The sequence below is a fragment of the Streptomyces sp. TRM68416 genome, assembly GCF_014596915.1.
Taxonomy (GTDB): Bacteria; Actinomycetota; Actinomycetes; order Streptomycetales; family Streptomycetaceae; genus Streptomyces.
Genome location: NZ_JACVWU010000005.1, coordinates 33064 through 59767 on the forward strand (window position 1 = coordinate 33064; position 26704 = coordinate 59767).

The following is a 26704-nucleotide window of genomic DNA, read 5'->3' on the forward strand; positions in this document are numbered from 1 at the left end:
CCCGGCCTCCCCCGGCCTCCCGGGCCTTACCCGGCTTCACCTGGCCTCCCGGCTTCACCCGGCCTCCCCGGCCACCACCCGCCCGGTGACCTCGCCCAGTCCGATCCGGATCCCGCCCGTGCCGGGTGCCCAGGCGGAGAGCGTCACCACGTCGCCGTCCTCCAGGAAGGTCCGCTTGCCGTCGGGGAGTTCGAGAGGGTCGCGGCCGTTCCAGGTCAGCTCCAGCAGGGAGCCGCGTTCGTGTTCGGCCGGGCCGCTGACCGTGCCGGAGCCGTAGAGGTCGCCGGTGCGCAGCGAGGCGCCGTTGACCGTCAGGTGGGCCAGCTGCTGGGCGGCCGTCCAGTACATGGTGGAGAAGGGAGGCTCGGAGATCACATGGCCGTTGATCGCCACGGAGATGCGCAGGTCGTAGCCGCCGGGGTCCTCGGCCGCGTCGTCCAGATAGGGCAGCAGCTGGTGCGTGCGCTGCGGTGGTGCCACCCGGGCCTCGTCGAGGGCGTCCAGCGGGGTGATCCACGCCGAGACGGACGTGGCGAAGGACTTGCCGAGGAACGGGCCGAGGGGGACGTACTCCCAGGCCTGGATGTCGCGGGCGGACCAGTCGTTGAGGAGGCAGAGGCCGAAGACGTGCTCCCGGAAGGAACCGAGCCCCACCGGCCGGCCCCTCTCCGAGGGCACCCCGACCACGAATCCGACCTCCGCCTCGATGTCGAGGCGGGTGGAGGGGCCGAAGACGGGGGCCGCGTCGGCAGGGGCCTTGCGCTGGCCCGACGGCCGTACGACGTCCGTGCCCGAGACGACCACCGTGCCCGAGCGGCCGTGGTAGCCGATCGGCAGGTGCTTCCAGTTCGGAGTGAGGGAGTCCGCGGCGTCCGGGCGGAAGATCCGGCCGACGTTCCGGGCGTGGTTCTCGGAGGCGTAGAAGTCGACGTAGTCCGCAACCTCGAAGGGGAGGTGCAGGGTCACCGAGGACAGCGGGTGGAACAGGTGCGCGACGGCTTCCTGGTGGGAGGGCACCGTCACCCACGCCGTCAGCGCGCGGCGCACGTCGGACCAGGCGGTGCGGCCCGCGGCCAGCAGCGGGTTGAGATTCGGCCGGGCGAGCAGGGAGACGTACGGGGAGGAGAGCTGCCGCGCCGCGGCGCCCGCGTCGAGGACGTGGTCGCCGAGCCGTACGCCGACCCGGGGCGCGGAGTCCGAGCCGGGGACGGAGAAGACGCCGTACGGAAGGTTGTGCGGGCCGAAGGGGTCGCCCTCGGGGACATCAAAGGGGGGCATGGGTGCTGCCTCACTCTCGTGCGTGCCACGGATCCGTGTCGTCGCCGCCCACGTTACGGGTGGGGTGCCGGTCCCGGGCAGTGCCGAAGGAGTGGGCCTGGATCGGTCGGCGCCGTCCGCCGCCGTCCACGGCGTCCCCGATCGGTCTGTTCGGTGAGGGGATTTCATCGGTCGAGTGAAAAGGTGGTGGGGGCAGGGGAGTTGAAAGGGGCGCACGGGGCGGAGGAGGGCGCCGTCGTCGTCCGGTTCGCGCTGAGCCGCAGGGGCATCCTGTCCGTATTCTCTGATCATGGCCGCACCCCTCGCATATTCGCTCATCGCCACCGATCTGGACGGAACGCTGCTCCGAGGCGACGACACGCTCTCCGACCGGTCGCTCGCAGCGCTTGCGCGGGTGGCGGACGCCGGTGCCCGGCACTTGGTGGTGACGGGCCGGCCGGCGCCCCGGGTGCGGCCCTTGCTGGACGACCTCGGCAGCACGGGGCTCGCGGTGTGCGGGCAGGGCGCGCAGGTGTACGACGCCGGCGCGGACCGGCTGCTGTGGTCCGTCACCCTGGACCGGGAGCTGGCCGAGACGGCGCTCGGCAAGATCGAGGCCGAGGTGGGGCAGGTGTACGCGGCGGTCGACCAGGACGGAGTCGACGGGCTCACGCTCATCGAGCCCGGCTACCTGATGCCGCACCCCACGCTGCCCGCGGTACGGGTCGGCCGCCGTGACGACCTGTGGTGCGAGCCGATCAGCAAGGTGCTGCTGCGCCATCCCGACCTGTCCGACGACGAGTTGGCGGCGACGGCGCGCTCGGTGGTCGGTTCCCTCGCGACCGTCACCATGTCCGGCCCCGGGACCGTCGAACTTCAGCCATGCGGCATCACCAAGGCCACGGGGCTGGCGCTGGCCGCCGAACATCTGGGTCTCGGACCGGACCGGACGATCGCCTTCGGTGACATGCCCAACGACATCCCGATGTTCGACTGGGCGGCCCACGGCGTCGCCATGGCCAACGCCCACCCCGAACTCAAGTCGGTCGCCGACGAGGTCACGCTGTCGAACGAGGACGACGGCATCGCCGTCGTCCTCGAAAGACTCCTCGGACCCGCCCAGCGTTAACAACGCTCGTGATCAATACACCTAGTACGCGCCCCACACGTTGTCGATCGAGCCGTACCGCTGGGCCGCGTAGTTGCAGGCGGCGGTGATGTTCGCGACCGGGTCGTAGGGATCGTAGGAGGTGCCGGAGACGTGGTACGCCCGGAAGGTCGGGTCGATGACCTGGAGGAGGCCCTTGGACGGGGTGCCGGCGGCGGCGTTGGAGTCCCAGTCGTTGATCGCGTACGGGTTGCCGGAGGACTCCCGCAGGATGTTGCGGTAGATGCCTTCGTACGAGCCGGGGATCCCGTTCTGGGCCATGACCTGGAGGGACGCCCTGATCCAGCCGTCGAGGTTGTCGGCGTACCCGAGCGAGGCGGCGGTGGTGACGGTCGGGGTGGCCGCGGCGGCGCCGGTCGTGCCGATGAGGGGCAGCGCCAGTACGGCGGCTCCGGTGCCGAGGACGGCGAGCTTGCGGGCGAGGCGGTGGCGGTGAGGGCGGCGGTGCTGAGCGGCAGCGGGCATGGCGAGGTTCCTCTCCGTCGCCTGCGAGGTGAGCTGTCGGGTTCGGGCGGGAGCTGCCCGGCCGCGCACCTGAAGGACGCGACTTCACCCCGAGCCGTACCGGTGTGTCCGAAGACGCCCGGCCCGGCGACTTACCTGGGTCCCCCGCTCCTGCCGTACGAAGGTCTCGGTGGAGCCGGGCGGCGGCAGGATTCGGCGTCCGCCCGACAGGCCGGGAACGTATGCGAGAGCACATGTCCGGAACAAGTGCCGGATTCACATATCGAGCGGTTTGATCTTCGGGTGGCGGGTGTGTGGCGGGTGCATCTTTGCGGTCGCCAAGTCTCAACTCGCCGTTCGCAAAGGGGCGTACGGGGAAGCCGGTGGGGTGCCTGTGCGTTTCCCGAGTGAGCCAAGTCACGCGCGGGGGCAAGAGGTGTGTCCGGTCGGCGTCGGGGTGGCGTCGTCCGACGGTCGTGGGTCGGGGGATAGCCCGATATCTACGGGTAAACCGAAAGAAATCCGTTCTTATCGGGTGATCAAAAACATAACCGTCGTGATCCATTACCGCCCGTGGTGGACGGGTGGGCGGCAGCGGTGATCGAAAGGTGACCGGATACGCTGACTTGAGTGATGGCAGCGACCTATCGACAAACCGTGTAATCGCCAGTAGACACCAGCAGACAGGAGACCCCTCGTGACCGTCGTCGGGCCGTTCGGGCTGAGCGTGCGGGACCAGGCTCTGGAAGCCGATGTCCAGGCCGGATTGGCGGCTGTCGAGGAAGGGTTGCTCGAAGCCACCAAGAGCGAGGTCCCCTTCATCACCGAGGCCGCCCAGCATCTCGTGCGGGCGGGCGGGAAGCGGTTCCGTCCGCTGCTCGTGATGCTCGCCGCGCAGTTCGGGGACCGGCACGCACCGGGGGTCGTCCCCTCGGCGGTGGTGGTGGAGCTGACCCACCTGGCCACGCTGTACCACGACGACGTCATGGACGAGGCCGAGGTCCGGCGCGGTGTGGACAGCGCCAACACCCGCTGGGGCAACTCGGTCGCGGTCCTCACCGGCGACTTCCTGTTCGCGCGCGCCTCGCACATCCTCGCCGACCTCGGTCCCGAGGCGGTCCGGGTCCAGGCGGAGGCGTTCGAGCGCCTCGTCACCGGGCAGATCCTGGAGACGGCCGGTCCGCAGGACGGCCGGGACCCCGTCGAGCACTACCTCGACGTGCTGGCCGGCAAGACGGGCTCGCTGGTGGCGGTGTCGTGCCGGTTCGGCGCGATGATGTCGGGGGCCGACGAGACGGTCGTGGACGTGCTCACGCAGTACGGCGAGCGGCTCGGCGTCGCGTTCCAGCTCGCGGACGACGTACTGGACATCGCGTCCGACTCGCACGAGTCCGGGAAGACGCCCGGCACGGACCTGCGCGAGGGCATCCCCACGCTGCCGGTGCTGCGGCTGCGGGAGCGGGCCGAGCGGCTGGGGCTGGCCGAGGACCTCGCGCTGTGCGAGCTGCTGGACTCCGACCTGACCGACGACGTGCGGCACGCGGAGGCGCTGGCCGCGCTGCGGGCGCACCCGGCGCTGGAGCAGGCACGCAGGGACACCGTGCGGTACGCGGAGGACGCGCGGGCGGCGCTCGCGCCGTTGCCGGAGTGCGATGCGAAGGCGGCGCTGATGGAGCTGTGCGACGCGGTGGTGCATCGGGCGGGGTAGGGATTGCCCCTGCTTGCCCCTGCTTGCCCCTGCTTGCCCCCGGCTTAGGGGCTGCGGCTTGCCCGCGCCCCTTGATACGCCCACCCCCCGCAACCCCTACGGGTCGGGGGAGATGCCGTCCTCTCACGTCATACCCCAGGTGTACGCGGAGTTGAGCCCGCGGTCTGACGCTTCCTCCCGGCCGATTTGGTCAGATGGAAACCACGGAAAACACCACTCCTCACCGATTCGGGTGAGAATGGCGGCTACGGGTGGACGCACGGGAGTTGAAGGCCGCCGCCGACACGGAGGTAGGGCACACATGGCACCGTACGAATCCGACGACAGCACGGCCGGCGAGGTCGACGACCTGCGCTCCGGGCGGCGCAAGGCCGCTCGGTACGTCGTTCCGGTCGCGGTGGTGGGGGTGGCGGCGGCGACCATCGGGCTCGTCCCCGCGCTCGCCGACTCCGGCGACCCCGACCTGCCGAAGATCAGCGCGCAGCAGCTCATCGAGAAGATCGCCGAGTCCGACGTACAGCAACTGTCCGGCACGGTGAAGATCAGCACCGATCTGGGCCTGCCCGACCTCGGCGGACTCGGGGGTTCACTGGCCTCGGGGGCCATGGAGTCCGGTGACGGATCGTCCGCCGACCCGACCGCCAAGCTCGCCGAACTGGCGTCCGGCACGCACACCCTGCGCGTCGCCGTGGACGGCCCGGACCGGCAGAAGCTCTCGTTGATGGAGAACGCCGCCGAGTACAGCCTCATCCACAACGGCAAGGACGTCTGGGGCTACGACAGCAAGTCGAACGAGGTCTTCCACGGCACCGCCACCGAGGGCGAGCGGCAGGAGGAGAAGGTCCCCGCCACGCCGAAGGACCTCACCGAGGAGGCCCTGAAGTCGGTCGACGACACCACGTCCGTCACCGTCGACGGCACCGCGCAGGTCGCCGGCCGGGACGCCTACCGTCTGCTCATCAAGCCCAAGCAGGACGACACCACCGTCGGCGCCGTCACCGTCGCCGTGGACGCGAAGACCGGGCTGCCGCTGAAGTTCACGCTGACGCCGTCGAGCGGCGGCGCCGCGGTGGTAGACGCGGGCTTCACGCAGGTCAGCTTCGCCAAGCCGGCCGCGTCGACCTTCGACTTCACCCCGCCGAAGGGGGCGAAGGTCACCGAAGAGGGCGCACTGGACCACGAAGAGGGCGCGCCGGACCACCCCACGAAGCCGGAATCGGCCCCGGCACCGGAATCGGCCCCGGCACCGGACAAGCACACCCCCGAGGCCGAACCGAAGATCATCGGTGAGGGCTGGAACTCCATCGCCGTCCTCGACACCGGCGGCGAGGGCCTGCCCTCCGGAGCCGAGGTCGGCGGCGACTTCGGCGGCTTCCTGGACTCCCTCGGGGACAAGGTCGAGGGCAAGTTCGGCGAGGGCACGGTCTTCAAGACCCGCCTGGTCAACGCCCTGATGACCGAGGACGGCAAGGTCTATGTCGGCGCGGTCACCAAGGACGCGCTGGTCAAGGCCGCCAACGCGGGGTAGTAAGGCACCCATGACCGAGACGTCCGCCGCGGAGCCGCAACCGGAGCAGGGTGACGGTGTCATCGTCACCCGTGCGCTCACCAAGCGCTACCGCGGCGGGCAACTCGCCGTGGACGGCCTGGACCTGACCGTCCCGACGGGCAGCGTCTTCGGCTTCCTCGGCCCCAACGGCTCCGGCAAGACCACCACCATCCGCATGCTGATGGGCCTCATCGAGCCCACTTCCGGCACGGCACGGGTGCTCGGCCGGCTCATGCCCCGTGCCACCCGCACCGTCCTGCCGCACGTCGGCGCCCTCATCGAGGGCCCCGCGCTCTACGGCCACCTCTCCGGCCGCGACAACCTGCTGCGCTACGACGCCGCCGACCCGACCGCCGACCCGCGCACCCGGCACGCGCGCGTCGCCGCGGCGCTGGACCGGGTGGGCCTGACCGCGGCCGCGGCCAAGAAGTCCCGGGCGTACTCGCTCGGCATGAAGCAGCGACTGGGGCTCGCGGCGGCGCTCCTGCAGCCGCGCCGGCTCCTCGTCCTCGACGAGCCGACCAACGGCCTCGACCCGCAGGGCATGCGCGAGATCCGCTCCCTGATACGGGAGTTGGCCTCCGACGGCACGACCGTCTTCCTCTCCTCGCACCTCCTCGACGAGATCGAGCAGGTCTGCACGCACGCGGCCGTGATGGCCCAGGGGCGGCTCATCACCCAGGGCGCGGTGACGGAGCTGGCCGCGGGCGCGCGGGGCCGGCTCGTGGTGAGCACGCCCGACACCGCCGAAGCCGCCCGGGTGCTGAAGGAACAGGGCGCCGGTGACGTCGTCGTCGCCGAGGACCGGGTGACCGCCGAGCCGCCCGAGCGCGATCTGGCCGAGGTGAACGCCGCGCTCGTCGCGGCGGGCGTCCGCGTCCGTGGCTTCGGCGTCGAACGGGCTTCGCTGGAGGACGCGTTCGTGGCACTGACCGGAGAGGGCTTCGATGTCGCAGGCTGAGGCAACCCGCGCGGCCGGCCCTTTGTGGACCTTCGGGCTGCTGCGCAGCGAACTGCGTACCACCTTCCGCCGCTGGCGCACCCTCGCGCTCCTCGCCGTGCTGGCAGCGGTGCCGGTCCTCGTCGGTATCGCCGTGAAGATCGAGACGGGCGACGGCGGTTCGGCCCACGGGGGCGGCGAAGGCCCGGCCTTCATCTCGCAGATCACCAACAACGGCCTGTTCCTGGTGTTCACCGGGCTGGCCGCGACGCTGCCGTTCTTCCTGCCGATGGCGATCGGCGTCGTAGCGGGTGACGCCATCGCCGGCGAGGCCAACGCGGGCACCCTGCGCTACCTGCTGGTCGCCCCCGCCGGCCGCACCCGGCTGCTGCTCACCAAGTACGCGACCACGATGGCGTTCTGCCTGCTGGCCACGCTCGTGGTCGCGGCCTCGGCGCTGGCGGTCGGCGCGCTGCTCTTCCCGCTGGGCGATCTGACGACGATCTCCGGCACCCGGATCAGCTTCGCCGAGGGACTCGGCCGCGCCCTGCTGATCGCCCTGGTCGTGGCCGCGTCACTGACCGGTGTCGCGGCGCTCGGCCTGTTCATCTCCACGCTGACCAACAGCGGCATCGCGGCGATGGCGACGACGGTCGGCCTGCTGATCACGGTCCAGATCCTCGACCAGATCCCCCAGCTCGCCGCGCTCCACCCGTACCTCTTCTCCCACTACTGGCTGTCCTTCGCCGACCTGATGCGCGACCCGGTCTACTGGGACGAGCTGGTGAAGAACCTGGGCCTGCAGGCGCTGTACGCCGGGGTGTTCGGCACGGCGGCCTGGGCGCGGTTCACGACGAAGGACATCACCGCGTAGGTCAGTCCTCCTCGAAGGACGTCACCGCGTAGGTCAGTCCTCCTCGAAGGACGTCACCGCGTAGGTCAGTCCTCCTCGAAGGCGAACCGGGCGAGCGGCGCCTCCTGCTGGAAGAACGTCTTCGCGCGGGTCAGGGCCTCGGCGTCGGTCAGCACGTCGCCGGGCTTGCTGCCGTTGCCGAGCAGCACCCCGCCGAAGCGCATCTTCAGGTACGCGGCCGAGTTGTTGAGCGTGCCGATCAGGGGGGCGGCGACCACGGGTTCGTGGTCGGCGAGCGCGGTGACGCCCCAGAGCGTCCGCCCGGCCATCGTCGCCCTGAAGTCGACGCCGGGGATGCGCAGCCAGCCGGCCCAGTGGTCGAGATAGCGCTTGGTGTGGGCGGAGACCGAGTACCAGTAGAGCGGGGAGGCGATCACGATGTCCGTCGCCGTGGTCGTGGCGTCGAACAGCAGCCCGGTGTTCCCGTCCGTGGGGCGCGTGAAGTCGCTGTCGTGGCGCAGGTCCTCGAAGTCCGGAAGCGGGTGGGCCGCGAGGTCGATCCACTGCTGTTCCACATCCCCGGGCAACTGCTCGGCGGCCCGGCGGGCCAGCAGCTCGGTGTTGCCGTCGGCGCGGCTGCTGCCCAGGAGGAACAGGAAACGGCGGGTCATGGGATCCCCCAAAAATAGTCGGCGTACGAGGATTGATCGCATGTGCATTATATGCGCACGCAATGAAATGGCCAAGGGGTCGGACGCCGGGCTGCTCCTGGAACGAGGCTGTGACGCCCCGGTGACGTGTGCACCGCGCGCCCCCGGAGAGACTCGGGGGTAGGTGCTGCCAGCGAGTGAGGAACCGATGACCCGACTCAGCCGAGCCAAGAAGCGGGAACAGCAACAGGCCGGTCCTTCGGCGACCCCCCTCGGGGCACCCCTCGACGTCCGCGTCCCCGCGGCCGGTCCCGGCGCGGGCACGGCCTCGGTCGACGGCGAACCGGTCGTGCCGGCGCCGGGCCAGGAGGTCCAGCAGGCCGTCCGCGCTCACCTCCACCGCATCGCTCTCGCCGCCGGCCGCCCCGTCCTGGCCACCGTCCACGACGAACGCATCGGATGCGCCGTCCCCCTCCAGGTGAACCCGGACGGCTCCAGCGTCCTCACGGCCGAGCCGACCCGCGACACCTCGATACCGGACACGCCCACCCACCTGCTACGCCGCACAAGGCCCACCACCCCCGCCACCCCCACCCCACCGACGGGAACGTTCGGCCCACCGCCCCCGATGCCCCCGGACCCGCACCCGCACCCGCACCCGCTCCCCACACCGCCCTCGACCCCTGCCCCCGCCCCGACCCCGATCTTCACCCCCGCCCCCGCCCCCGCCCTGGACCCGGAGCCCAAGCCGACCCCGCCCCGCGGGTTCGATGCCGTGGCCGAGGCCGTGCTGGATGATGAGCCGACCGTTGGCGGGGCCGGTCTCCTCGCGGAGCCGGTGGCCCGGGTCAACGAGGCCGTTCGGGAGGGGCGGACGCAGGAGGCCGCGCGGCTCGCGGAGGAGACGGTGGCGCAGGCCTCGCGGGCGCTGGGGCCGGAACACCCCGAGGTGCTCCGGCTGCGTGAACTCACCGCCTACATTGCCTACTTGGCGGGCGACCCGACCCGCGCCCTCACGCTCTCCCTCGACCTGGCCCGCCTCCACCGCCGCGCCCGGGACGGCGAGGCCGCCTACGGCAACGTCCTGAGCGCGGCGACCGCCTGGCGTGCCGTACGCGACCCCGAGCAGGGCCTGCGCCTCGGGCGCGAACTGATCGACCTGTGGACCGCCCTGACCGCGGACGGCGGCCCGGCGGCGGAGGAGCCGGACCGGCTGGAGTCGGCGCACGCCCGCATGCGCCGACTCACGGACCGGGCCCGGAAGTCGGGAAGCTAGAAACGGGCCGGGCCCGGAGGTCGGGAAGCCAGAAACGGGCCGGGCCCGGAGGTCGGGAAGCCAGAAACGGGCCGGGCCCGAAGCCAGGAAGCCAGAAACGGACCGGGCCCGAAGCCGGGAAGCCAGAAGCCGCCCGGCGGATCGGACCGCGGACGCCCGCGCGGACGCGAGGGGCGGCGCCCGCCACGGCCCCTCCCTCCCAGTCCGCCTAGTCCGACAACTCCCACACCGCGTACGCCAGGGCGTCACTGTTCCGGTTCAGTGCCGTGTCGTTGATGTTGGCGGTCGTGTCGCACGACGAGTGGTAGCAGCGGTCGAACGCCACCCCGGCCGTGCCGCCCCACTTCGCCGCCTGCGCCGCGCTCTTCGTACGGCTCGCGCCCGTGAACAGGCCGCCGACCGGGATGCCCGCGCTCTTGAAGGGGGCGTGGTCACTGCGGCCGTCGCCCTCGGTCTCGATCTCCGTCGGAACGCCGAGGCCGGTGAAGTAGGTCTGGAAGGTCTTCTCGATCACCGGGTCGTCGTCGTAGACGAAGTAGCCGGGGTTCGGTGAGCCGATCATGTCGAAGTTGAGATAGCCGCTGATCCGGGCTCGGTTGGCGGAGGAGAGGCTGTTGACGTAGAAGCGGGAGCCGACGAGTCCCAGCTCCTCCGCGCCCCACCAGGCGAACCGCAGGTGCTTGGCGGGCTGGAGTCCGGCCCGGGAGACGGCGAGCGCGGTCTCCAGTACGGCCGCGGAGCCGGAGCCGTTGTCGTTGATGCCGGCGCCGGAACTCACGCTGTCGAGGTGCGAGCCCGCCATGAGCACCTGGTTGGTGTCGCCGCCGGGCCAGTCGGCGATCAGGTTGTAGCCGGTGCGGCCGGAGGCGGTGAACTGCTGGACGGTGGTGGTGAATCCGGCGGCGTCGAGCTTGGCCTTCACGTAGTCGAGCGAGGCGCGGTAACCGGCCCGGCCGTGCGCCCGGTTGCCGCCGTTGGCGGTGGCGATGGACTGGAACTGAGTCAGATGGGCCTTGACGTTCGCCACGGGTATGTCGGGCGCGGCGGCCAGGCCCTGTGCCGGCGCGGGTGTCGCGCCGGCTATGGAGCCGCTGACCAGGAGGGATACGGCCGCGACGACACCGGCGGCCGTGGCCCGCCCGGAGACGGAGAGCTTCGTGAGCTTCATGTGGGGGGCTCCGAATTCCCTCGGGAATCACAGGGATTCCACGGTGAATGGGGTGCCTGGATGGTGAAGCTGGGACTGACTCTCCGTCAAGAGCGGTAACAGGACACGGAGTTCGCATGCCGGAGCACGGCTAGTGCACGCAGAACTCGTTCCCCTCCGGATCTCCGGACGCGTGAGATACGCGGTTCTGGGAGGGCCCGGAAGTGGCAGCATCCACGCTTGTCGGCGGACACAGGAAACCCTTGCGCTCTAGCGAGTGCATGAACGAAGCATCGCAGGTCACGCCGGGTAGGCAATCCACTCGCCAGGTACGGGGCGTGAACCCCAACGCTGATCAGCCCCGTGCCGTGTCCGCTATCCGTCTGAGCGTCGCCACCGACGAGACCACCTCACCCGCCCGGCAGCGTGAGGCGAATGAGAGGGCCGCCGCGAGTCTGGGCGCGGTCATCGTCGGGGAGGCGGAAGACCTGGACGTGTCGGCGTCCAAGACGACCCCGTTCGAGCGCCCGGAGCTGGGCCCCTGGTTCGAGCGGCCCGAAGACTTCGACATGGTCATCTGGTGGCGTCTTGACCGTGCCGTCCGGTCCATGGCGGACATGTCGGCGTTGGTCGGGTGGGCGCGCAAGCACGGCAAGCGGCTGGTGTTCGCGGAGGGGCCCGGCGGTGCACGGCTCGAACTCGACATGTCCAACGTCGTCGGTGAGCTGATCGCAACCCTTCTGGCGTTCGCCGCTCAGATGGAAGCCCAGTCGATCGCGGAGCGTGTCACGGGCGCTCAAGCGGCTATGCGTGTGATGCCGCTGCGGTGGCGCGGTTCGCGTCCGCACTACGGCTACGAGCCCGCGCCGCTGGACGGGGGCGGCTGGACGCTGGTTCCGGACGCTGAGGCGGTCGCGGTCATTGAGCGGATGATCAAGGACCTGAGCGCGGGCAAGACGGCGAGTGTGGTTGCCGCTGAGCTGAACGAGGAGGGCATCCCTTCCCCGCGTGACCACTGGGCGCTCAGGAAGGGCCGCACGACCGGCGGGAAGACGGGTGGCAGCAAGGGCGAGCACGTCAAGCGGGAGCGGTTCAAGTGGGGCCCCAGCATCGTGAAGCGGGTCCTGACGTCCGCCGCGCTGATCGGGTGGAAGCTGCACCAGAACAAACCCGTCCGGGACAGTGAGGGCCGTCCGGTCATGGCGACGACCACGCCGGTTCTCACCCGCGCCGAGTACGACGCGATCGGCGCGCTGTTCGATGAGCGGTCGGTGGACAACCGCGAACGCAAGGACACGGACGCGCTCTTGTTGCGGGTGATCCACTGCGACGGTTGCGGCGGGCGCATGTACCTCAACAAGCAAACCAGCAAGGCGAATCAGCGCCCCACCTACAAGTGCAACGCCCATGCGCGCGGGGAGACTTGCGCAGCTCCGGCCTATGTGCGGGCGGACTGGGTGGACGAGTACGTGGAGCGTGAGTTCCTGCGGCTGACGGGTTCGCTGGCGATCACGGAGACCCGGACGGTTCCCGGCTACGACCCCGGCCCGGAGATCGCCGCGACGCTGGTGGAGTTCGAGGAGCACCAGCGCCAGGAGGGGCGGCACAAGTCGAACGCTGCCCGGCAGGCGTGGCAGAAGCGCGCTGACGCTCTGGACGCACGCCTTGCAGAGCTGGAGGCGACACCGAAGGTGGAGCCCCGCCATGAGGTCATCAGGACCGGCCGCGTCTACGCCGACGAGTGGCACGCCTCAGAGACGGCCGACCGGCGCGCCATGCTGATCGAGGCGGGGGCCCGGCTCACGGTGACGAGGGGGACGCGGGGCGGCTGGCGACGACTGGACGAATCCCGTGTCCACTTCACCGTGAACGGCCCCCTGGACGACGCGATAGACACTCTGCTTGCCGTACGCCAGGAAGCCCAGGAACTGGCCGCGTAAGCCCCTCAGCGCCCCGTAGGCCCCGTTCCTCCCGCAGCGGAGGGGCGGGGCTTCGCGGCAACAGGAAACCCTTGCACTCCAAGACAGGCAGGGGCGGGCAATCAACCCGCTAGACATTTTCAAGTCCGGCGAATTGCGGCAGAACTCGACCGGCCACCTTACCGGTTACGCCGTGATTCGCCGTTTCTGTTCGCGACTTACGCCGGATTACAACGAAGGGACCTCATGGATACGCCGAGATTCGCCGCGCTTCTGGACATGCTCCGGGAAGCCGAAGCGGTCGCGTGGGAAAGCGTGCACGGCAGCGATGAGCGGACGCTGAGACTGCACAAGCTCACAGCGGACGCTCTCAGGGCCGCTGAAAGGCTGCGTGCGGGTGAACCGTGCGCGGGGCCGGAATGCGGGCGCACAGTGGCCTATAGCGGGGTGGGGCGTCCCGCCCGGTATTGCTCGAAGCGCTGCCGGGACCGTGCCGCCTACCGGGCCGCCCGCCAGCGGGAGAGCGAGCGATCTTAGTTGGCTTGTTACTTATTTCTGTGACGCATAACAGTAATTCGTCTACCTCCTAAGAACTCACAAGAAAAAGCTAGAGCCGTTACTACGCCATCCGTTTCATCTCACCGAATAACGTCACAAGGAGGTCTGCCCGCATGGGCTACTACGACAGCAACAACCGCACTGACGAATGCCAGCACTGTGGGGAGCTGCTGACCGGACGGCAAGAGCGCTACTGCTCCGCCGCTTGCCGACAGGCCGGATTCCGAGTCAGCAGGAAACCGCGCACACCGCGTGTGTGGAAGACGTGCCCGCTGTGCGGTGAGCCTTTCGAGGCAACCACCCCGCGCAAGAAGTTCTGTGACTACCAGGGCGAGGCGGAGCGTCATTGCCAGGAAGCACAGGACGATTTGGAAGAGGCGGAGTGGATCGCCGCTGAGGAACGCAAGGAAGCCGTTTGCGTCCATTGCGGCAAGCCTGCCGGGTGGTCGGGCCGTGGTCGTCCCCGCCGTTTCTGTTCCAACCGATGCAAGACGGCTGAGCACCGCAAGCGCAAGGCCGTTTGATCACCGACTCACGTGAGGCACTGCCCCACGGGTCACCTACTTGTTCAGTACCTGCCCCGGCTTCACCGAACCGGGGCTCTTCTATGCCCTCAGACTGGAGATTCCCGCGTGTACTACAACCCAACTGGCGTGACTGAGAACGAGATTGACGCCCTCCTTGACACCCCCGACGAGCTGACGGAGCACATAGACCCGCAGGTTCGGCGGGCATGGATGGAATGGGACACCGCCCGCGTCATGTCCGGGGAGAACGGCCCCGTGGACGTACGCGCTGGCTTCGCCCGTGGCGGCTACCGGCTGATAGTCGACCCGTTCCGGCCTCTGTGGGAGTTTCCGCCCGCGCTTCGTAAGGACGTGCTCCGGTCCCGGCTCATCATTCGTCGCCGTGAGGCCCGGCCCGTTTCGTGGAAGACGAAGGGCGGCACTATTCGAGTGGTGGACGGCGTGAAGGTGTTCACCGGCGAATGCGAAGTGTGCGGCAAGACCTATGAGCAGAAGCGCCCGGAGGGGCAGAAGCGCCGTTGGCCGCTCATGTGCTCCGACGTATGTCGGGCGGAGCGGAACCGGCAGCGTAAGCGCGATTGGGCAGCGAGGAACCGCGCTTCGAGTGATGCCGCGTAGACATTTACTAATACAGGTGAGGGGACGTTTCCAAATCCCCCGCTAACCCGCAGCCGGCACGGCCCTTCACTTTCTGGGCTCGTGTCTTTTGCTGCCAATACACAAGGGGTGTCAGTTGAGTCATGCCGAGATAGCGCGGATCGCTATGGAGAAGCGGCAGACCGCTTCCGACAAGCTCCGCGCGTTTGCCGAGAAGATCGGGAACCGGGCGCTTTCCGCCGCTGAGCGTAAGGAGGAGTCCAGTTTTCTGGACCAGATCGCGGAGCACGATGCGACCGCCAAGAGGCACATTTCCGCATCCGCCGCTGAGGAAATGGCCATGCGGGTGAACTCCCCGCTACAACAGATGGGCACCACGCGCGGCCTCCCGATCGGGCAGCCGGTAGGCGCGCGGGTTATCCCTGGTGAGCTTCTGGCGCGCTCGGTCGAGATTTCCCGTGGGATCACCACGCCGGGCACCGGCAAGGCATTCAGCCCGGAAGACATGGCGAAGAAGTTCGTTGACCTTCTCGCCCCTCAGTCCGTCGTCATGGCGTCCGGCGTGAACCGGGTGCAGACGAACGCTGAGACCTACTCGTTCCCCGTGATCCGTTCGGACTTCGCGGCGGGTTTCGTCGGTGAGCTTGACGACCTGCCGACCGGTGGTTTCGGCGCTGAGCCACTGAAGGTGAAACCGAAGAAGATTGCCGCCGCTGACATGCTCGCCAATGAGCTTGTGGAGGACGGTGGTTCGGCATTCATGGACCCTGTGGCCAAGTCGCTTATGCGGTCGGTCTCGCTGGGTTTCGACCGTGAAGCGCTGATTGGCACGGGAGCCAACAAGGGGTTCGTGGGAATCGCGAACACTCCGGGAATCCAGACGCACGCGGTGACGGGCGGATTCAAGGACCTTGACGCCTTCGTCGCCGCATTCGGAAAGCTCGAAGCGGTCAACTCGAAGGCTACTGCCGTTGTGATGCACCCGACCACATGGGCGGCACTTATGGCGCTTCGGGAAACGTCCGGTTCACTGAAGCCTCTTCTGAGTGAGTCGGCTGGTTCGCCTACCGCTGGCATTCAGCGCGCGATCCTGGGTGTGCCGGTGTGGATCTCTTCGTTCATGCCGGGCACGGATGTTCTCGCCTATGAGGCGGACCAGATCTTTGCCGTGTGGCGCAAGGATGCGGGCTTTCAGGTATCGGACCAGTTTGGATTCCTGAAGGACGGTACGGCCGTGCGCGCTATAGCCCGTGCCGCTATCGCTGTTCCGAATGCCGCTGCCGTCTGCAAGATCACCGTTACCGCCTAAAGGGAGTTCTCCACCATGTCCTTCTTCAACACCGATGAGCCGACCGTGACCCTTCGCATGACCGGCTACATGAGCTACGGCCCGACCACTGATGGCATCCCGTCGCACGTTCTCCAGAATGGAGAGACGTACGACGTTCCGAAGAGTGAGGCTGAGTGGCTTCTCTCCGCTGAGCTTGCCGAACTGGCCTGACTCTCATGTTCGTTGAACTGCTCTCAGGGGTGCGCATTGACGGCGTGCCCCTGGGGGCGGGTATGTGCATTCAGTGCCCCGATGACATAGGGGGGTACCTCTCCGGGAAGGGGTGGGCCCGGAAGAGGGGAACTGCCCACAAACTCAACGACGGGCGCACGCTGATCGGATTCAGGGTGCGTGAGATCCCGGGTACGGCTGAGGAGTTGAGCGACTGGCCTTCATGGATGCGCCCGGCATGGATGCGCCCCGACGGTCGGGCATTGCTCAGCGGGGATGACAGGCCGTGGGTTCCAGCGTGCTGCCCTTCCTGCCCGCGCTGTTCGTACGTGCTGAAGCACCGGATATCGGCTGACGCTCGGCGCGATGAACGGTCGGATGCCTGGCGCATTGAATGTCGGCACTGTCGTTCGCGTCATTGACGGTTGATCGCTTGCCCTCTCGGGTTTCTGGTGCTGCCGGTAGGCGTATGTGGACCGAAAGTTCACGGCAATGCCGCTCAGCGATCCCGTCCCCAGCTCGCCTTTTACGTCCGTCCCGGACACAGAAATTCCAGAGTGTCCGCCAAATCCGAAGGGAAACCGATTGAAGAGACGATGTGCTCACGCTCCTTGCGGCGCGGAACTGCCCGCCGACGCTGATCGGCGCACCCGGTATTGCAGCGACGCTCACAGGAAGGCAGCGGCACGCGCCCGCAAGTCCACCGACAGCACGGCCGCGACGAAGCCCGCCACGACCCCCGAGAGCGACGGGGAACGGTACGAGGAGCTTCGGGCCGTCTGGGGTGCCCTGGTGGCCCAGATAGCCGCTGACGGGGTTCTTGTGCCTGGCAGCGCCGGGGCACCGGTTGCCCATCCGGCGCTTCGCTTCCTGGCCCAACTCGACGCCGCCCTGTCCGCCCACGAGCGCGCCACCGACACGAGCGACGCGGACCCGCTGACAGTCATGAGAGACGCCGCCCGAAGGGCAGTTGAGGAGTCACGCCGTGTATGAACACCTGGGCGAGTGTCTGGCCGACCGCCAACGCCGCTGGGCCGGCGATCTGCCGCCCCTGAGTGACGAACTCCAAGAACTGGCCTGCCTGTTGGCCGATGAAGAGCCCCGCAAGATCGGTGCGCACCCCTTGTGGCCGCTCTTCACGGGACTGTTCCGCGCCGAAGCCGGTACCGACCCCGACCCGGCAGCGCTGGGCGTGGTCTGCGACTGCCCGGAGCACTTCTGATCCCTGCCCCCGATGGCTGCCCGCGCTGGGTGGTCGTCGGGGGCTTCGTCGTTGGTATGGCACAGATCGAAGATCGTTTATTCCAAGACACGAATAGTCGTGTTCTGTCATAGACACCTCTCCGTGATCTGCCTAGCGTCGTTCCCGAGGGTCGGGAAGCGCCCGGCCGGAAGGGGGCCACGATGGCAGGCAGAGAGCGCCTTACCCGCCTTACGGGAACGGTCAACGGACCGAACTGTGACGACGACGACTGCCCCAACGTGTACGCCACGGGGCACGGCACGTTCGTGGTTCAGGGAGACGCATACGAGGGCTTCACAGTCCCAGACGGCGAAGGTCTCGTGGAGATTCCTGAGCACATTCTCAGGGAGGCTGTGCGTGCTCTCGGATGGTGAGTGGCGGAAGGTGTTCGATGCCTTCCAATACGATGCATGGCGCTTTGAAGCTCAACCGACCTACACCATGCCGCGCGAGGCTCAGAATGTGGCTCTCTTTCTGCGGGGCGAGGACAAGCCCGCTGACCACAATGCGAAGTGGCACACGCGCGTCAGGGAGTATCGCGAAGCAGGTAAGAAGATCGGGCGCGTACGCGTTGTGCGGCAGCCTCTAACGGACTACCAGCGGTACCAATTCGCATGGGGAATCCCTGGGAACATTGCAGCGGGTGAAGACATTCGAATCCTGGATGTCACACACGACGACTACGGCCTTCCTGTTACCGGGCAAGATTGGTGGATGTTCGACGAGTCCACCGTTGTTCATCTGAACTTTCGGCCGGACGGAACGCAGATCGGTCGTGAAATTCACGAAGGTGACGTGGAACAGTTTCGGGCATGGAAGCACACGGCTCTTGCCGCAGCAATCCCGTTCGCTGAGTACATGAAAGAGCACGGGTGACACTTGAGCCAGAACAGTTGGGCCGGTCGAAGGCTGACCTAGCTGAAACTCTGCGCGACTTGCGAAAGCGAGCCGGTCTCACTGGGGATCGGCTCGCTAAGCGTTGCGCCATGAGTCAGTCGAAAATCAGCAAGATCGAGACGGGCAAGACCACGCCTTCACTCGTAGACGTCGAACGCATATTGCGGGCCGTGGACGCCCCTCCGGAACTTGTCAGCGAAGTGATGGCGCTAGCCAGGATGGCTAACACCGAGTGGCAGGACAAGCGTTCCTCCTGGCGGCGGGGCTTGGAGAAGCGGCAAGCTGAGCTGGCAGCGTTGGAATCCGAGTCGACGGAGATGCGCTACTTCCTGCCGTCCATGCTCACTGGCCTTCTTGCTACACCTGAGTACGTAAGAGCTAGTCTCACGCATTCCCCCGGGGGCAAGACCAAGACCGTTGCGCGAAAACTGGAACGTCAGGCCGTCTTGTATGACACATCAAAGCGATTCACCTTCCTCCTCACCGAACAGGCCATCAGATGGGCCATCGTTCCCACGACAGCGATGGCAGTTCAGATTGATCGACTCACGTCACTTTCCCGGCTGCCCAACATCCGGATTGGCGTAGTTCCGAACGGCACAAACATTCCGCGCGGCCCGTTGAATACATTCACCATCTATGACGATCGTCTAGCAACCGTCGAGACCTTCACAGGAAGAATCGTTTTTCAAGACGGTCGTGACATAGCCCAGTACCGGGAAATCTTCGAAATGTATGCGGGTTTCGCGATCTACGGCGACGGCGCCCGCGAGTTTCTAGCCGCATGTGTGCAGTCACTCTTACATGATCTTTAGGCGACAACAGGAATTATTCTGGGGTCACTTGAAACTCTCCTCTACCTTGAGTGCAAACACGAAGAGGGCGGAGGGGAAGACGTGGGCGAGCGGGCAGGCGGCACGCGGAACGTGGTTCGCGTATTGCCGTGGAAGACGAAGGATGGCAAGGAATGCTTGCTTCAAAGTGACGACGCCGGGGGCGTACTCAGCCGTCTCGCGGATGACATGGAAGCTGCGCAACTCAGCATCGGGGAGAAGGTGCTTCTCCACGCTCACGAACTCCTCTCCAACCCCCGCGCCACGGAACCCGAAATGCGTTATCTGGCACGGCAGTTGACGGAGTGCCTGGGGGACGCCTTGAGGGTCGCTGAGAGCCGGGGTGACCGTCTGGGAGTCAGCGGCACCGAAGACGTCCAGGACGACGGAGAAGACGAGGGCCCCACGTTGCCCGCTGAGGCGTTCGGATGAGCACCCGCGCTGTCTACCGCTACGTGCCCCACACGATCCAGCACGCACCCGAGAGCGGCATAACGGCGGAACTGTTCTGCACGTCCATCGGATGCGGCGAGTCATCCGGCCCGCAGGCTGATCCCGAGACCGCCCAAGACTGGGCGCTGAGACATACCGGCCTGAACCCCGGCCATGACCTCTTCCGGCGCGAGTACACCGACCATGCGCGAGTGACCCGCGCTGACCCGACCCCGGCCCGCTGAGCGACGGCGAGTAAGACAGTTCAGCGGTTCGGCCCGGCCCCGTTCGTGCGCTGCCCCCGTGGCGTGCGGGCGGGGCTTCCGCGTGCCGTTGACCGGCCGATACCCTAGAACCGCTAGTTAGACGCGTTCGGGTCCGCCATCACCACCCACGACCCGCCCGGCTCCGACACCCGCCGCACCACGCTCGCCCCGAGCCCCTCCAGCCGCTCGACCTCGGCGTCGCGCTGCCCCGCGGGCGCGTGCAGGTCCAGATGGAGCCGGTTCTTGGCGGTCTTCGGCTCGGGAACGCGCTGGAACAGCAGCCGCCGCCCGAGCCCCGTGCCGCTCTCCTCCTCGTACGGGTCCTCCGGGTGCCGCACGGCGATCAGGTCCCGGAAGGCCGGGCGGTCGTGGAAGTCGACGGTGGCCTCGGCGGGCAGCGCGCCGAGTTTCAACAGCCGTTCGACCAAGGCACTGTTGTCCTCGGTCAGGTAGTGCAGGGCGGCGGCCCAGAAGTCGGCCTGCCGGTGCGGATCGGTGGCGTCGATGACGAGCTTCCAGTGCAGCGGAGCGGGTGTCTCGGTCATGTAACCAGTTATAGTAGTTACATGAGTGAGCGTGCAAGGGAAACGCTGGGACGGCAGCCCGGCCTGACGTTGATCTCCTACGAGGGCAAGCCGTACCGCTTCGACCCCGGCGCCCTGTGCCTGGAGCTGCTGCCGACGGGCGGCCCCGGCGCCTTCGCGCGCTACGAGGTGCTGCACGAGCCGGCGGACCTGGTGGCCTGGGCCGACCGCAGCCGCCTGCCCGGCGCCCTCGACATCGCCGTATCGGAAGCGGAGCTGGAGCGGACCCGCGCCTTCCGTGACGCGCTCTTCCTGCTCGCCGCGGACCGGGCGCACGGGCGTCCGGTGCGGGCGGAACTCGTCGACGCGGTCAACGCGCCCGCGGCCGAGTCCCCCCTGGTCTCCCGCCTCACCCCCGAGGGCACGCGCGCGTGGGCGCCGGGCGCCACCGGCACCCAGCTGCTGTCCACCCTCGCCCGCGACGCGATCGACCTGTTCACCGGCCCGTACGCCGACCGCGTGCGCGAGTGCGGCGCCCACGACTGCTACCTGCTGTTCGTCGACACCTCCCGGCCGGGCCGCAGGCGCTGGTGCGCGATGGAGCACTGCGGAAACCGGGAGAAGGTCAGGGCGCACCGAAAGCGGCAGCAGAGCTGAGCGCTCCGCTGGGAGTGCCGTGGTGTGTCGTTGTTCGCCCGCGGACTCGTCGTGGCCGGTCGCGCAGTTCCCCGCGCCCCTTGGGGGCGCGCTGCCGAACCGCAGTCGCATGCGCCAGGTCCGGTTGGCGGCCTCCGGCCGCACAGCACATGTCGGGCCGGGGCCGGTCCGCGCCCGGCCTCCCGCCGGCGGCCGCCGTCTACGGCCGCGCGTTCACCGGGCCGGGCTCCACAGACGCACTGCCCGCGTTCCGTACGGCACCGGCGGCGCCCGCCGTGACCGTCTCCTCCCTCAGTGCGCGGGCCGTCCTGCGCGCGGAGCGCCACGCGTCGGCGGTCAGCAGCGACAGCGCCAGCCAGACCAGCGCGAACCCGGCCCAGCGTTCGGCGGGCATCGCCTCGCGGAAGTAGAGGACGCCGAGCAGGAACTGGAAGACGGGCGCGAGGTACTGCAGCAGTCCCAGTGTGGACAGCGGCACGCGGATCGCCGCCGCGCCGAAGCAGACCAACGGCAGTGCGGTGATGAGGCCGGTGCCCACGAGGAGCGCGGTGTGCCCGGGGCCCTCGGTCGTGAACGTGGAGTCGCCGCTCACGGTCAGCCAGAGCAGGAAGCCGAGTGCGGGCAGGAACTGGATGGCGGTCTCGGCGGCCAGCGACTCGATGCCGCCGAGGTTGACCTTCTTCTTCACCAATCCGTAGGTGGCGAAGGAGAAGGCGAGCACGAGGGAGATCCACGGGGGCCGGCCGTAGCCGACGGTGAGCACCACGACCGCCGCGAAGCCGACCCCGACCGCCACCCACTGCACGGGCCGCAGCCGCTCCTTCAGCAGCAGTACGCCCATCGCGATGGTGACCAGCGGGTTGATGAAGTAGCCGAGCGAGGCCTCCACCACCCGGTCGTTGTTCACGGACCAGATGTAGACGCCCCAGTTGACGGCGATGACGCCCGCGGCGACCGCCACGAGCGCGAGCCGGCGGGGCTGGCGCAGCAGCTCCCCGGCCCAGGCCCACCGGCGCAGGGCGAGCAGCGCCACGGCGACGGCGACGAGGGTCCACGCCATCCGGTGGGCGAGGACCTCGAACGGCTCGGCGGGCTTCAGGAGGGGGAAGTAGAGGGGGAACAGGCCCCACATGCCGTAGGCCGCGAAACCGTTCAGCAGGCCTATGCGCCGCTCGCCCTTCGGCTTCTCGCTCACGGGCCCTCCCTCATGTCGTGCGTGCCTGCACGAAGGTAGCGCCGAACGACCCCGCCTGTCATGCCCGTATCGCCATACGGTCATGACAGGCGCGTGGCCGGGACGCTCAGCCCTTGAGGGCGGCGGCGATCGCCTCGGAGAGCGGGGTGGTCGGGCGGCCGGTCAGGCGGGACAGGTCGCCGGAGGAGACGACGAGCTCACCCTTCTCGATGGAGACGTCGACACCGGCGAGGACCGCGGCGAACGGCTCGGGCAGCCCGGCACCGGTCAGGATCCCGACGAGCGCCTCCGGCGGGACGGGGCTGTAGGCGATCTCCCGGCCGGTCTGCCGGCTCAGCTCGGCCGCGTACTCGGCGAAGCTCCACGCCTCGTCGCCGCCCAGCTCGTACGTCCGGTTCTCGTGCCCCTCACCGGTCAGTACGGCGACGGCGGCGGCCGCGTAGTCGGCGCGCGAGGCGGAGGAGACCCGGCCCTCGCCGGCCGCGGCGACGACGGCGCTGTGCTCCAGCACGGGGCCGAGGTTCTCGGTGTAGTTCTCGTGGTACCAGCCGTTGCGCAGCAGGACGTAGGGGACGCCGGAGCCGGTGAGCGCCTTCTCCGTGGCCCGGTGGTCGTCGGCGAGGGCGGCGGTGAGGCTGCCGGGGGCGCTGGTGTAGGCGAGCAGCGCGACGCCCGCGGCCTTGGCGGCGTCGATGACGACCTGGTGCTGGGCGGGGCGGCCCTTGTCGAACTCGTTGCCGGAGATCAGCAGGACCTTGTCGCCCGCCGCCAGGAGGCCGTCGAAGGTCTCGGGCGCGTTGTAGTCGGCGACCGCGAGCTGCACGCCCTTGGCGGCGAGGTCGGCGGCCTTCTCGGGGGTGCGGACGACGGCGGTGATCTGCTCGGCGGGCACCTTCTCCAGCAACTGCTCGATGACGTGGCGGCCGAGGTGTCCGGTGGCTCCGGTGACGACGATGCTCATGGTCTGCGGTCTCCTTGTGGGGTGCGGATGCCGCTAACCATATGGGGTGCGCTAACTATTCGTAAGTACACACTTTGAAGTAAGGTACTGGCATGGCGGTAAGTAAGAGAGCGTCCGAGGCCGAGACCATGTGCCCGTACCGGCTCGTCCTGGAGCACGTCACGAGCCGCTGGGGTGTCCTGGTCCTCATCCGGCTCCTGGACCACCCCCACCGCTTCAGCGAGCTGCGCCGCGCGCTCGGCACGCTCGGCGGGCGGACCGTCAGCGAGAAGATGCTCACCCAGACCCTCCAGACCCTGGAACGGGACGGCTTCGTCCACCGGGACGCCCGGCCGGTGATCCCGCCGCGGGTCGACTACTCCCTGACGGAGCTGGGGCGCGAGGCGGCGGAGCAGGTGCGGGGTCTTGCGCTGTGGACCGAGCGGCGCATGGGTGCGGTACAGGAGGCGCGGTCGGCCTACGACGCGGCGAGGAACAGCGTCTGAGCCGGGCTGAGCTGAGCGCCGATGCGGGACGAGGGCCCGGGTGCGGTGAAAGCACCCGGGCCCTCGCATGTCGGCCGTGGTCTCAGCCGACCACCGTCCAGGTGTCGCCGCCGGCGAGCAGGGCGGCCAGGTCGCCCTTGCCGTTCTGCTCGATCGCCGTGTCGAGCTGGTCGGTCATCTGCGTGTCGTAGACCGGGCGTTCGATGCTGCGGAACACGCCGATCGGGGTGTGGTGCAGGGTGTCCGGGTCGGCGAGCCGGGACAGTGCGAAGGCCGTGGTCGGGGACGCGGAGTGGGCGTCGTGGACCAGGACGTCCGCCTCGTTGTCCGCGGTCACGGTGACCACCCTCAGATCGCCGGTCGTCGCGTCCCGTACGACGCCCTTGGCGCCGTCGGCTCCGAAGCGGATCGGCTGCCCGTGCTCCAGGCGGATCACCGCCTCCTGGGCCTGCTGCTTGTCCTTCAGGGCCTCGAAGGCGCCGTCGTTGAAGATGTTGCAGTTCTGGTAGATCTCGATCAGTGCGGTGCCCTGGTGGGCGGAGGCCTGGCGCAGGACCTCGGTGAGGTGCTTGCGGTCGGAGTCGACGGTGCGGGCGACGAAGGACGCCTCCGCGCCGATCGCCAGCGACACCGGGTTGAAGGGTGCGTCCAGCGAGCCCATCGGCGTCGACTTGGTGATCTTGCCGACCTCGGAGGTCGGCGAGTACTGGCCCTTGGTCAGGCCGTAGATCCGGTTGTTGAACAGCAGGATCTTGAGGTTGACGTTGCGGCGCAGGGCGTGGATCAGGTGGTTGCCGCCGATGGACAGCGCGTCGCCGTCACCCGTCACCACCCAGACACTCAGGTCCCGCCTGCTGGTGGCCAGTCCCGTGGCGATCGCGGGCGCCCGGCCGTGGATGGAGTGCATCCCGTAGGTGTTCATGTAGTACGGGAAGCGGGACGAGCAGCCGATCCCGGAGACGAAGACGATGTTCTCCTTGGCCAGGCCGAGCTCGGGCATGAAGCCCTGGACCGCCGCGAGGATCGCGTAGTCGCCGCAGCCGGGGCACCAGCGCACTTCCTGGTCGGACTTGAAGTCCTTCATGGACTGGCGGGCCTCGGCCTTGGGAACGAGCGAGAGTGCCTCGATCGTGCCCGTGCCTTCCCTGGACGTCTCAGCCATCGATGGCCTCCTTGAGAGCCGTGGCGAGCTGCTCAGCCTTGAACGGCATGCCGTTGACCTGGTTGTACGAGTGGGCGTCCACCAGGTACTTCGCCCGGATCAGCGTGGCGAGCTGGCCGAGGTTCATCTCGGGGATCACCACCTTGTCGTAACGCCGCAGCACCTCGCCGAGGTTGCGCGGGAAGGGGTTGAGGTGCCGCAGATGAGCTTGCGCGATCTCCTGCCCGGCGGTGCGCAGCCGCCGTACCGCCGCGGTGATCGGCCCGTATGTCGAGCCCCAGCCCAGCACCAGGGTGCCGGCGCCGTGCGGGTCGTCGACCTCCAGGTCGGGCACGTCGATGCCGTCGATCTTCGCCTGGCGGGTGCGGACCATGAAGTCGTGGTTGGCGGGGGCGTAGGAGATGTTGCCCGTGCCGTCCTCCTTCTCGATGCCGCCGATGCGGTGCTCCAGACCCGGAGTTCCGGGGATCGCCCACGGGCGGGCCAGGGTCTGCGGATCGCGCTTGTACGGCCAGAAGACCTCGGTGCCGTCCTCCAGGGTGTGGTTCGGGCCCTGCGCGAACTGCACCCGCAGATCGGGGAGTTCGTCCACCTCCGGGATCCGCCACGGCTCGCTGCCGTTGGCCAGGTAGCCGTCCGAGAGCAGCATCACCGGGGTGCGGTAGGCCAGCGCGATCCGGGCCGCTTCCAGGGCCGCGGTGAAGCAGTCGGCGGGCGTGCACGGGGCCACGATCGGGACCGGCGCCTCGCCGTTGCGGCCGAACATCGCCTGCAGCAGGTCCGCCTGCTCGGTCTTGGTGGGCAGGCCCGTCGACGGCCCGCCGCGCTGGATGTCCACGATCAGCAGCGGCAGCTCCAGCGACACCGCGAGCCCGATGGTCTCCGACTTCAGCGCCACCCCGGGACCGCTCGTCGTGGTCACCGCCAGCGACCCGCCGAACGCCGCGCCCAGCGCCGCCCCGATGCCCGCGATCTCGTCCTCGGCCTGGAAGGTCCGCACACCGAAGTTCTTGTGCTTGCTCAGTTCGTGCAGGATGTCGGAGGCCGGAGTGATCGGGTACGAGCCCAGATACAGCGGCAGGTCCGCCTGCCGGGACGCGGCGACCAGTCCGTAGGACAGGGCGAGGTTCCCGGAGATGTTGCGGTAGGTGCCGACCGGGAACGCCGTCGCCGCCGGGGCGATCTCGTAGGAGACCGCGAAGTCCTCCGTGGTCTCGCCGAAGTTCCAGCCCGCCCGGAAGGCCGCGATGTTCGCCGCCGCGATCTGCGGCTTCTTGGCGAATTTCGACCGCAGGAACTTCTCCGTGCCCTCGGTGGGCCGGTGGTACATCCACGACAGCAGGCCCAGCGCGAACATGTTCTTGCTGCGCTCCGCCTCCTTGCGGGACAGCTCGAACTCCTTCAGCGCCTCCACCGTCAGCGTGGTCAGCGGCACCGGGTGCAGGTGGTAGCCGTCCAGCGAGCCGTCCTCCAGCGGAGAGCTCTCGTAGCCGACCTTCTGCATCGCCCGCTTGGTGAACTCGTCGGTGTTGACGATGATCTCCGCGCCGCGCGGCAGGTCCCCGACGTTGGCCTTCAGAGCGGCCGGATTCATCGCGACCAGCACGTTCGGAGCGTCGCCCGGGGTGAGGATGTCGTGGTCGGCGAAGTGCAGCTGGAAGGAGGAGACGCCGGGCAGCGTGCCGGCGGGCGCGCGGATCTCGGCGGGGAAGTTCGGCAGCGTCGACAGATCGTTGCCGAAGGACGCCGTCTCCGAGGTGAAGCGGTCTCCGGTGAGCTGCATACCGTCGCCCGAGTCCCCCGCGAACCGAATGATCACCCGGTCCAGCCGGCGTACATCCTTCTCCGCCGCCGGTTTGCGCTGCTCTCCCAGTACTGCTTCGTCGGCCTGATCCGCTGGGCTACTGACCTGGCTGGTCACTGAACTGGACCTCCTTCGAGGCGGCTGTCGGGGA

At 68.6% G+C, this 26704-nt stretch carries 28 protein-coding genes and 1 riboswitch; of the genes, 18 read left to right on the plus strand and 10 right to left on the minus strand.

The window, feature by feature from the left end:
- Positions 1-54: 54 nt before the first annotated feature.
- The gene (gene fahA, locus ICC28_RS09875; RefSeq protein ID WP_188288099.1) at positions 55-1278 is read right to left on the minus strand and encodes a fumarylacetoacetase; all 1224 of its coding nucleotides are present in this window, start codon (positions 1276-1278) and stop codon (positions 55-57) included.
- 289 nt (positions 1279-1567) lie between these two features.
- Here fahA and ICC28_RS09880 point away from each other — a divergent pair, with 289 nt between their 5' ends.
- Positions 1568-2386, plus strand: coding sequence for an HAD family hydrolase (locus ICC28_RS09880; protein WP_188288100.1), 819 nt, complete (start codon positions 1568-1570; stop codon positions 2384-2386).
- Between the two features lie 21 nt (positions 2387-2407).
- Here ICC28_RS09880 and ICC28_RS09885 read toward each other — a convergent pair whose 3' ends face one another.
- Entirely contained in the window at positions 2408-2890 is a 483-nt protein-coding gene (locus ICC28_RS09885) for a transglycosylase SLT domain-containing protein (RefSeq protein WP_188288101.1), read from the minus strand.
- Between the two features lie 5 nt (positions 2891-2895).
- Positions 2896-3072, minus strand: a riboswitch (cyclic di-AMP (ydaO/yuaA leader).
- 494 nt (positions 3073-3566) lie between these two features.
- Here ICC28_RS09885 and ICC28_RS09890 point away from each other — a divergent pair.
- The 4 genes from ICC28_RS09890 to ICC28_RS09905 all read left to right on the plus strand — a co-directional run bounded on the left by ICC28_RS09890 (position 3567) and on the right by ICC28_RS09905 (position 7940).
- Positions 3567-4577, plus strand: a complete 1011-nt coding sequence (locus ICC28_RS09890) for a polyprenyl synthetase family protein (RefSeq protein WP_188288102.1) — start codon at positions 3567-3569, stop codon at positions 4575-4577.
- A gap of 301 nt (positions 4578-4878) precedes the next feature.
- Positions 4879-6105: a LolA family protein gene (locus ICC28_RS09895; protein WP_188288103.1), complete on the plus strand. Its 1227-nt coding sequence runs from the start codon at positions 4879-4881 to the stop codon at positions 6103-6105.
- Between the two features lie 10 nt (positions 6106-6115).
- Positions 6116-7087 carry an ABC transporter ATP-binding protein gene (locus ICC28_RS09900; protein WP_188288104.1) on the plus strand — a complete coding sequence of 324 codons (972 nt, stop codon included), beginning with the start codon at positions 6116-6118 and terminating at the stop codon, positions 7085-7087.
- On the plus strand, positions 7074-7940 hold the full coding sequence (locus tag ICC28_RS09905) for an ABC transporter permease (protein WP_188288105.1): 867 nt from the start codon (positions 7074-7076) through the stop codon (positions 7938-7940). Before ICC28_RS09900 ends, ICC28_RS09905 begins: the two co-directional genes overlap by 14 nt.
- Positions 7941-8005: 65 nt before the next feature.
- On the opposite strand, the gene ICC28_RS09910 is transcribed toward ICC28_RS09905, so the two are convergent.
- Positions 8006-8590: a flavodoxin family protein gene (locus ICC28_RS09910; RefSeq protein WP_188288106.1), complete on the minus strand. Its 585-nt coding sequence runs from the start codon at positions 8588-8590 to the stop codon at positions 8006-8008.
- A 187-nt stretch (positions 8591-8777) separates the two neighbouring features.
- Between ICC28_RS09910 and ICC28_RS09915 the strand changes: the two genes are divergently transcribed.
- Entirely contained in the window at positions 8778-9845 is a 1068-nt protein-coding gene (locus tag ICC28_RS09915; RefSeq protein ID WP_188288107.1) for a tetratricopeptide repeat protein, read from the plus strand.
- A 208-nt stretch (positions 9846-10053) separates the two neighbouring features.
- On the opposite strand, the gene ICC28_RS09920 is transcribed toward ICC28_RS09915, so the two are convergent.
- Positions 10054-11013 carry a M28 family metallopeptidase gene (locus ICC28_RS09920; protein WP_188288108.1) on the minus strand — a complete coding sequence of 320 codons (960 nt, stop codon included), beginning with the start codon at positions 11011-11013 and terminating at the stop codon, positions 10054-10056.
- 242 nt (positions 11014-11255) lie between these two features.
- On the opposite strand from ICC28_RS09920, the gene ICC28_RS09925 reads away from it, so the two are divergent.
- From ICC28_RS09925 to ICC28_RS09965, 9 genes are all read left to right on the plus strand, one after another.
- Positions 11256-12932, plus strand: coding sequence for a recombinase family protein (locus tag ICC28_RS09925; protein ID WP_223188639.1), 1677 nt, complete (start codon positions 11256-11258; stop codon positions 12930-12932).
- A 650-nt stretch (positions 12933-13582) separates the two neighbouring features.
- On the plus strand, positions 13583-13993 hold the full coding sequence (locus ICC28_RS09930) for a hypothetical protein (RefSeq protein ID WP_188288109.1): 411 nt from the start codon (positions 13583-13585) through the stop codon (positions 13991-13993).
- Between the two features lie 129 nt (positions 13994-14122).
- Positions 14123-14614, plus strand: coding sequence for a hypothetical protein (locus ICC28_RS09935; protein ID WP_188288110.1), 492 nt, complete (start codon positions 14123-14125; stop codon positions 14612-14614).
- Positions 14615-14729: 115 nt separating this feature from the next.
- Complete coding sequence (locus ICC28_RS09940; protein WP_188288111.1) at positions 14730-15902, plus strand: phage major capsid protein; 1173 nt, start codon at positions 14730-14732, stop codon at positions 15900-15902.
- A gap of 15 nt (positions 15903-15917) precedes the next feature.
- On the plus strand, positions 15918-16094 hold the full coding sequence (locus ICC28_RS09945) for a hypothetical protein (protein WP_188288112.1): 177 nt from the start codon (positions 15918-15920) through the stop codon (positions 16092-16094).
- 985 nt (positions 16095-17079) lie between these two features.
- Positions 17080-17316, plus strand: a complete 237-nt coding sequence (locus ICC28_RS09950) for a hypothetical protein (RefSeq protein ID WP_188288113.1) — start codon at positions 17080-17082, stop codon at positions 17314-17316.
- 182 nt (positions 17317-17498) lie between these two features.
- Positions 17499-17711, plus strand: a complete 213-nt coding sequence (locus tag ICC28_RS09955; RefSeq protein ID WP_188288114.1) for a hypothetical protein — start codon at positions 17499-17501, stop codon at positions 17709-17711.
- Positions 17695-18213: a DUF6879 family protein gene (locus tag ICC28_RS09960; protein WP_188288115.1), complete on the plus strand. Its 519-nt coding sequence runs from the start codon at positions 17695-17697 to the stop codon at positions 18211-18213. The genes ICC28_RS09955 and ICC28_RS09960 overlap by 17 nt, the downstream gene beginning before the upstream one ends.
- On the plus strand, positions 18210-19049 hold the full coding sequence (locus tag ICC28_RS09965; RefSeq protein WP_188288116.1) for a helix-turn-helix domain-containing protein: 840 nt from the start codon (positions 18210-18212) through the stop codon (positions 19047-19049). Before ICC28_RS09960 ends, ICC28_RS09965 begins: the two co-directional genes overlap by 4 nt.
- A gap of 24 nt (positions 19050-19073) precedes the next feature.
- Here ICC28_RS09965 and ICC28_RS09970 read toward each other — a convergent pair whose 3' ends face one another.
- On the minus strand, positions 19074-19307 hold the full coding sequence (locus tag ICC28_RS09970; RefSeq protein WP_188288117.1) for a hypothetical protein: 234 nt from the start codon (positions 19305-19307) through the stop codon (positions 19074-19076).
- 188 nt (positions 19308-19495) lie between these two features.
- Between ICC28_RS09970 and ICC28_RS09975 the strand changes: the two genes are divergently transcribed.
- Complete coding sequence (locus ICC28_RS09975; protein ID WP_188288118.1) at positions 19496-19744, plus strand: hypothetical protein; 249 nt, start codon at positions 19496-19498, stop codon at positions 19742-19744.
- Positions 19745-19857: 113 nt separating this feature from the next.
- Here ICC28_RS09975 and ICC28_RS09980 read toward each other — a convergent pair whose 3' ends face one another.
- On the minus strand, positions 19858-20310 hold the full coding sequence (locus tag ICC28_RS09980) for a VOC family protein (RefSeq protein ID WP_188288119.1): 453 nt from the start codon (positions 20308-20310) through the stop codon (positions 19858-19860).
- Between the two features lie 21 nt (positions 20311-20331).
- Between ICC28_RS09980 and ICC28_RS09985 the strand changes: the two genes are divergently transcribed.
- Complete coding sequence (locus ICC28_RS09985) at positions 20332-20946, plus strand: CGNR zinc finger domain-containing protein (protein ID WP_188288120.1); 615 nt, start codon at positions 20332-20334, stop codon at positions 20944-20946.
- Positions 20947-21145: 199 nt separating this feature from the next.
- Here the strand turns inward: ICC28_RS09985 and rarD are convergent, their stop codons facing one another.
- Complete coding sequence (gene rarD, locus ICC28_RS09990) at positions 21146-22078, minus strand: EamA family transporter RarD (RefSeq protein WP_262928465.1); 933 nt, start codon at positions 22076-22078, stop codon at positions 21146-21148.
- A 169-nt stretch (positions 22079-22247) separates the two neighbouring features.
- Positions 22248-23102: an SDR family oxidoreductase gene (locus ICC28_RS09995; protein WP_188288122.1), complete on the minus strand. Its 855-nt coding sequence runs from the start codon at positions 23100-23102 to the stop codon at positions 22248-22250.
- A 92-nt stretch (positions 23103-23194) separates the two neighbouring features.
- On the opposite strand from ICC28_RS09995, the gene ICC28_RS10000 reads away from it, so the two are divergent.
- On the plus strand, positions 23195-23587 hold the full coding sequence (locus ICC28_RS10000; protein ID WP_188288123.1) for a winged helix-turn-helix transcriptional regulator: 393 nt from the start codon (positions 23195-23197) through the stop codon (positions 23585-23587).
- A gap of 82 nt (positions 23588-23669) precedes the next feature.
- Here ICC28_RS10000 and ICC28_RS10005 read toward each other — a convergent pair whose 3' ends face one another.
- Both ICC28_RS10005 and ICC28_RS10010 read right to left on the minus strand, forming a co-directional pair.
- The gene (locus tag ICC28_RS10005; RefSeq protein ID WP_188288124.1) at positions 23670-24749 is read right to left on the minus strand and encodes a 2-oxoacid:ferredoxin oxidoreductase subunit beta; all 1080 of its coding nucleotides are present in this window, start codon (positions 24747-24749) and stop codon (positions 23670-23672) included.
- Complete coding sequence (locus tag ICC28_RS10010) at positions 24742-26670, minus strand: 2-oxoacid:acceptor oxidoreductase subunit alpha (protein WP_188288125.1); 1929 nt, start codon at positions 26668-26670, stop codon at positions 24742-24744. Before ICC28_RS10010 ends, ICC28_RS10005 begins: the two co-directional genes overlap by 8 nt.
- Positions 26671-26704: the final 34 nt, after the last annotated feature.

Bases quoted from the DNA above. Each gene is read 5' to 3' on its own strand.
- fahA (WP_188288099.1), bottom strand. From the start codon at position 1,278: ATGCCCCCCTTTGATGTCCCCGAGGGCGACCCCTTCGGCCCGCACAAC.
- ICC28_RS09880 (WP_188288100.1), top strand. From the start codon at position 1,568: ATGGCCGCACCCCTCGCATATTCGCTCATCGCCACCGATCTGGACGGA.
- ICC28_RS09885 (WP_188288101.1), bottom strand. From the start codon at position 2,890: ATGCCCGCTGCCGCTCAGCACCGCCGCCCTCACCGCCACCGCCTCGCC.
- ICC28_RS09895 (WP_188288103.1), top strand. From the start codon at position 4,879: ATGGCACCGTACGAATCCGACGACAGCACGGCCGGCGAGGTCGACGAC.
- ICC28_RS09900 (WP_188288104.1), top strand. From the start codon at position 6,116: ATGACCGAGACGTCCGCCGCGGAGCCGCAACCGGAGCAGGGTGACGGT.
- ICC28_RS09905 (WP_188288105.1), top strand. From the start codon at position 7,074: ATGTCGCAGGCTGAGGCAACCCGCGCGGCCGGCCCTTTGTGGACCTTC.
- ICC28_RS09910 (WP_188288106.1), bottom strand. From the start codon at position 8,590: ATGACCCGCCGTTTCCTGTTCCTCCTGGGCAGCAGCCGCGCCGACGGC.
- ICC28_RS09915 (WP_188288107.1), top strand. From the start codon at position 8,778: ATGACCCGACTCAGCCGAGCCAAGAAGCGGGAACAGCAACAGGCCGGT.
- ICC28_RS09920 (WP_188288108.1), bottom strand. From the start codon at position 11,013: ATGAAGCTCACGAAGCTCTCCGTCTCCGGGCGGGCCACGGCCGCCGGT.
- ICC28_RS09930 (WP_188288109.1), top strand. From the start codon at position 13,583: ATGGGCTACTACGACAGCAACAACCGCACTGACGAATGCCAGCACTGT.
- ICC28_RS09945 (WP_188288112.1), top strand. From the start codon at position 15,918: ATGTCCTTCTTCAACACCGATGAGCCGACCGTGACCCTTCGCATGACC.
- ICC28_RS09955 (WP_188288114.1), top strand. From the start codon at position 17,499: ATGGCAGGCAGAGAGCGCCTTACCCGCCTTACGGGAACGGTCAACGGA.
- ICC28_RS09975 (WP_188288118.1), top strand. From the start codon at position 19,496: ATGAGCACCCGCGCTGTCTACCGCTACGTGCCCCACACGATCCAGCAC.
- ICC28_RS09980 (WP_188288119.1), bottom strand. From the start codon at position 20,310: ATGACCGAGACACCCGCTCCGCTGCACTGGAAGCTCGTCATCGACGCC.
- ICC28_RS09985 (WP_188288120.1), top strand. From the start codon at position 20,332: ATGAGTGAGCGTGCAAGGGAAACGCTGGGACGGCAGCCCGGCCTGACG.
- rarD (WP_262928465.1), bottom strand. From the start codon at position 22,078: ATGTGGGGCCTGTTCCCCCTCTACTTCCCCCTCCTGAAGCCCGCCGAG.
- ICC28_RS09995 (WP_188288122.1), bottom strand. From the start codon at position 23,102: ATGAGCATCGTCGTCACCGGAGCCACCGGACACCTCGGCCGCCACGTC.
- ICC28_RS10000 (WP_188288123.1), top strand. From the start codon at position 23,195: ATGGCGGTAAGTAAGAGAGCGTCCGAGGCCGAGACCATGTGCCCGTAC.
- ICC28_RS10005 (WP_188288124.1), bottom strand. From the start codon at position 24,749: ATGGCTGAGACGTCCAGGGAAGGCACGGGCACGATCGAGGCACTCTCG.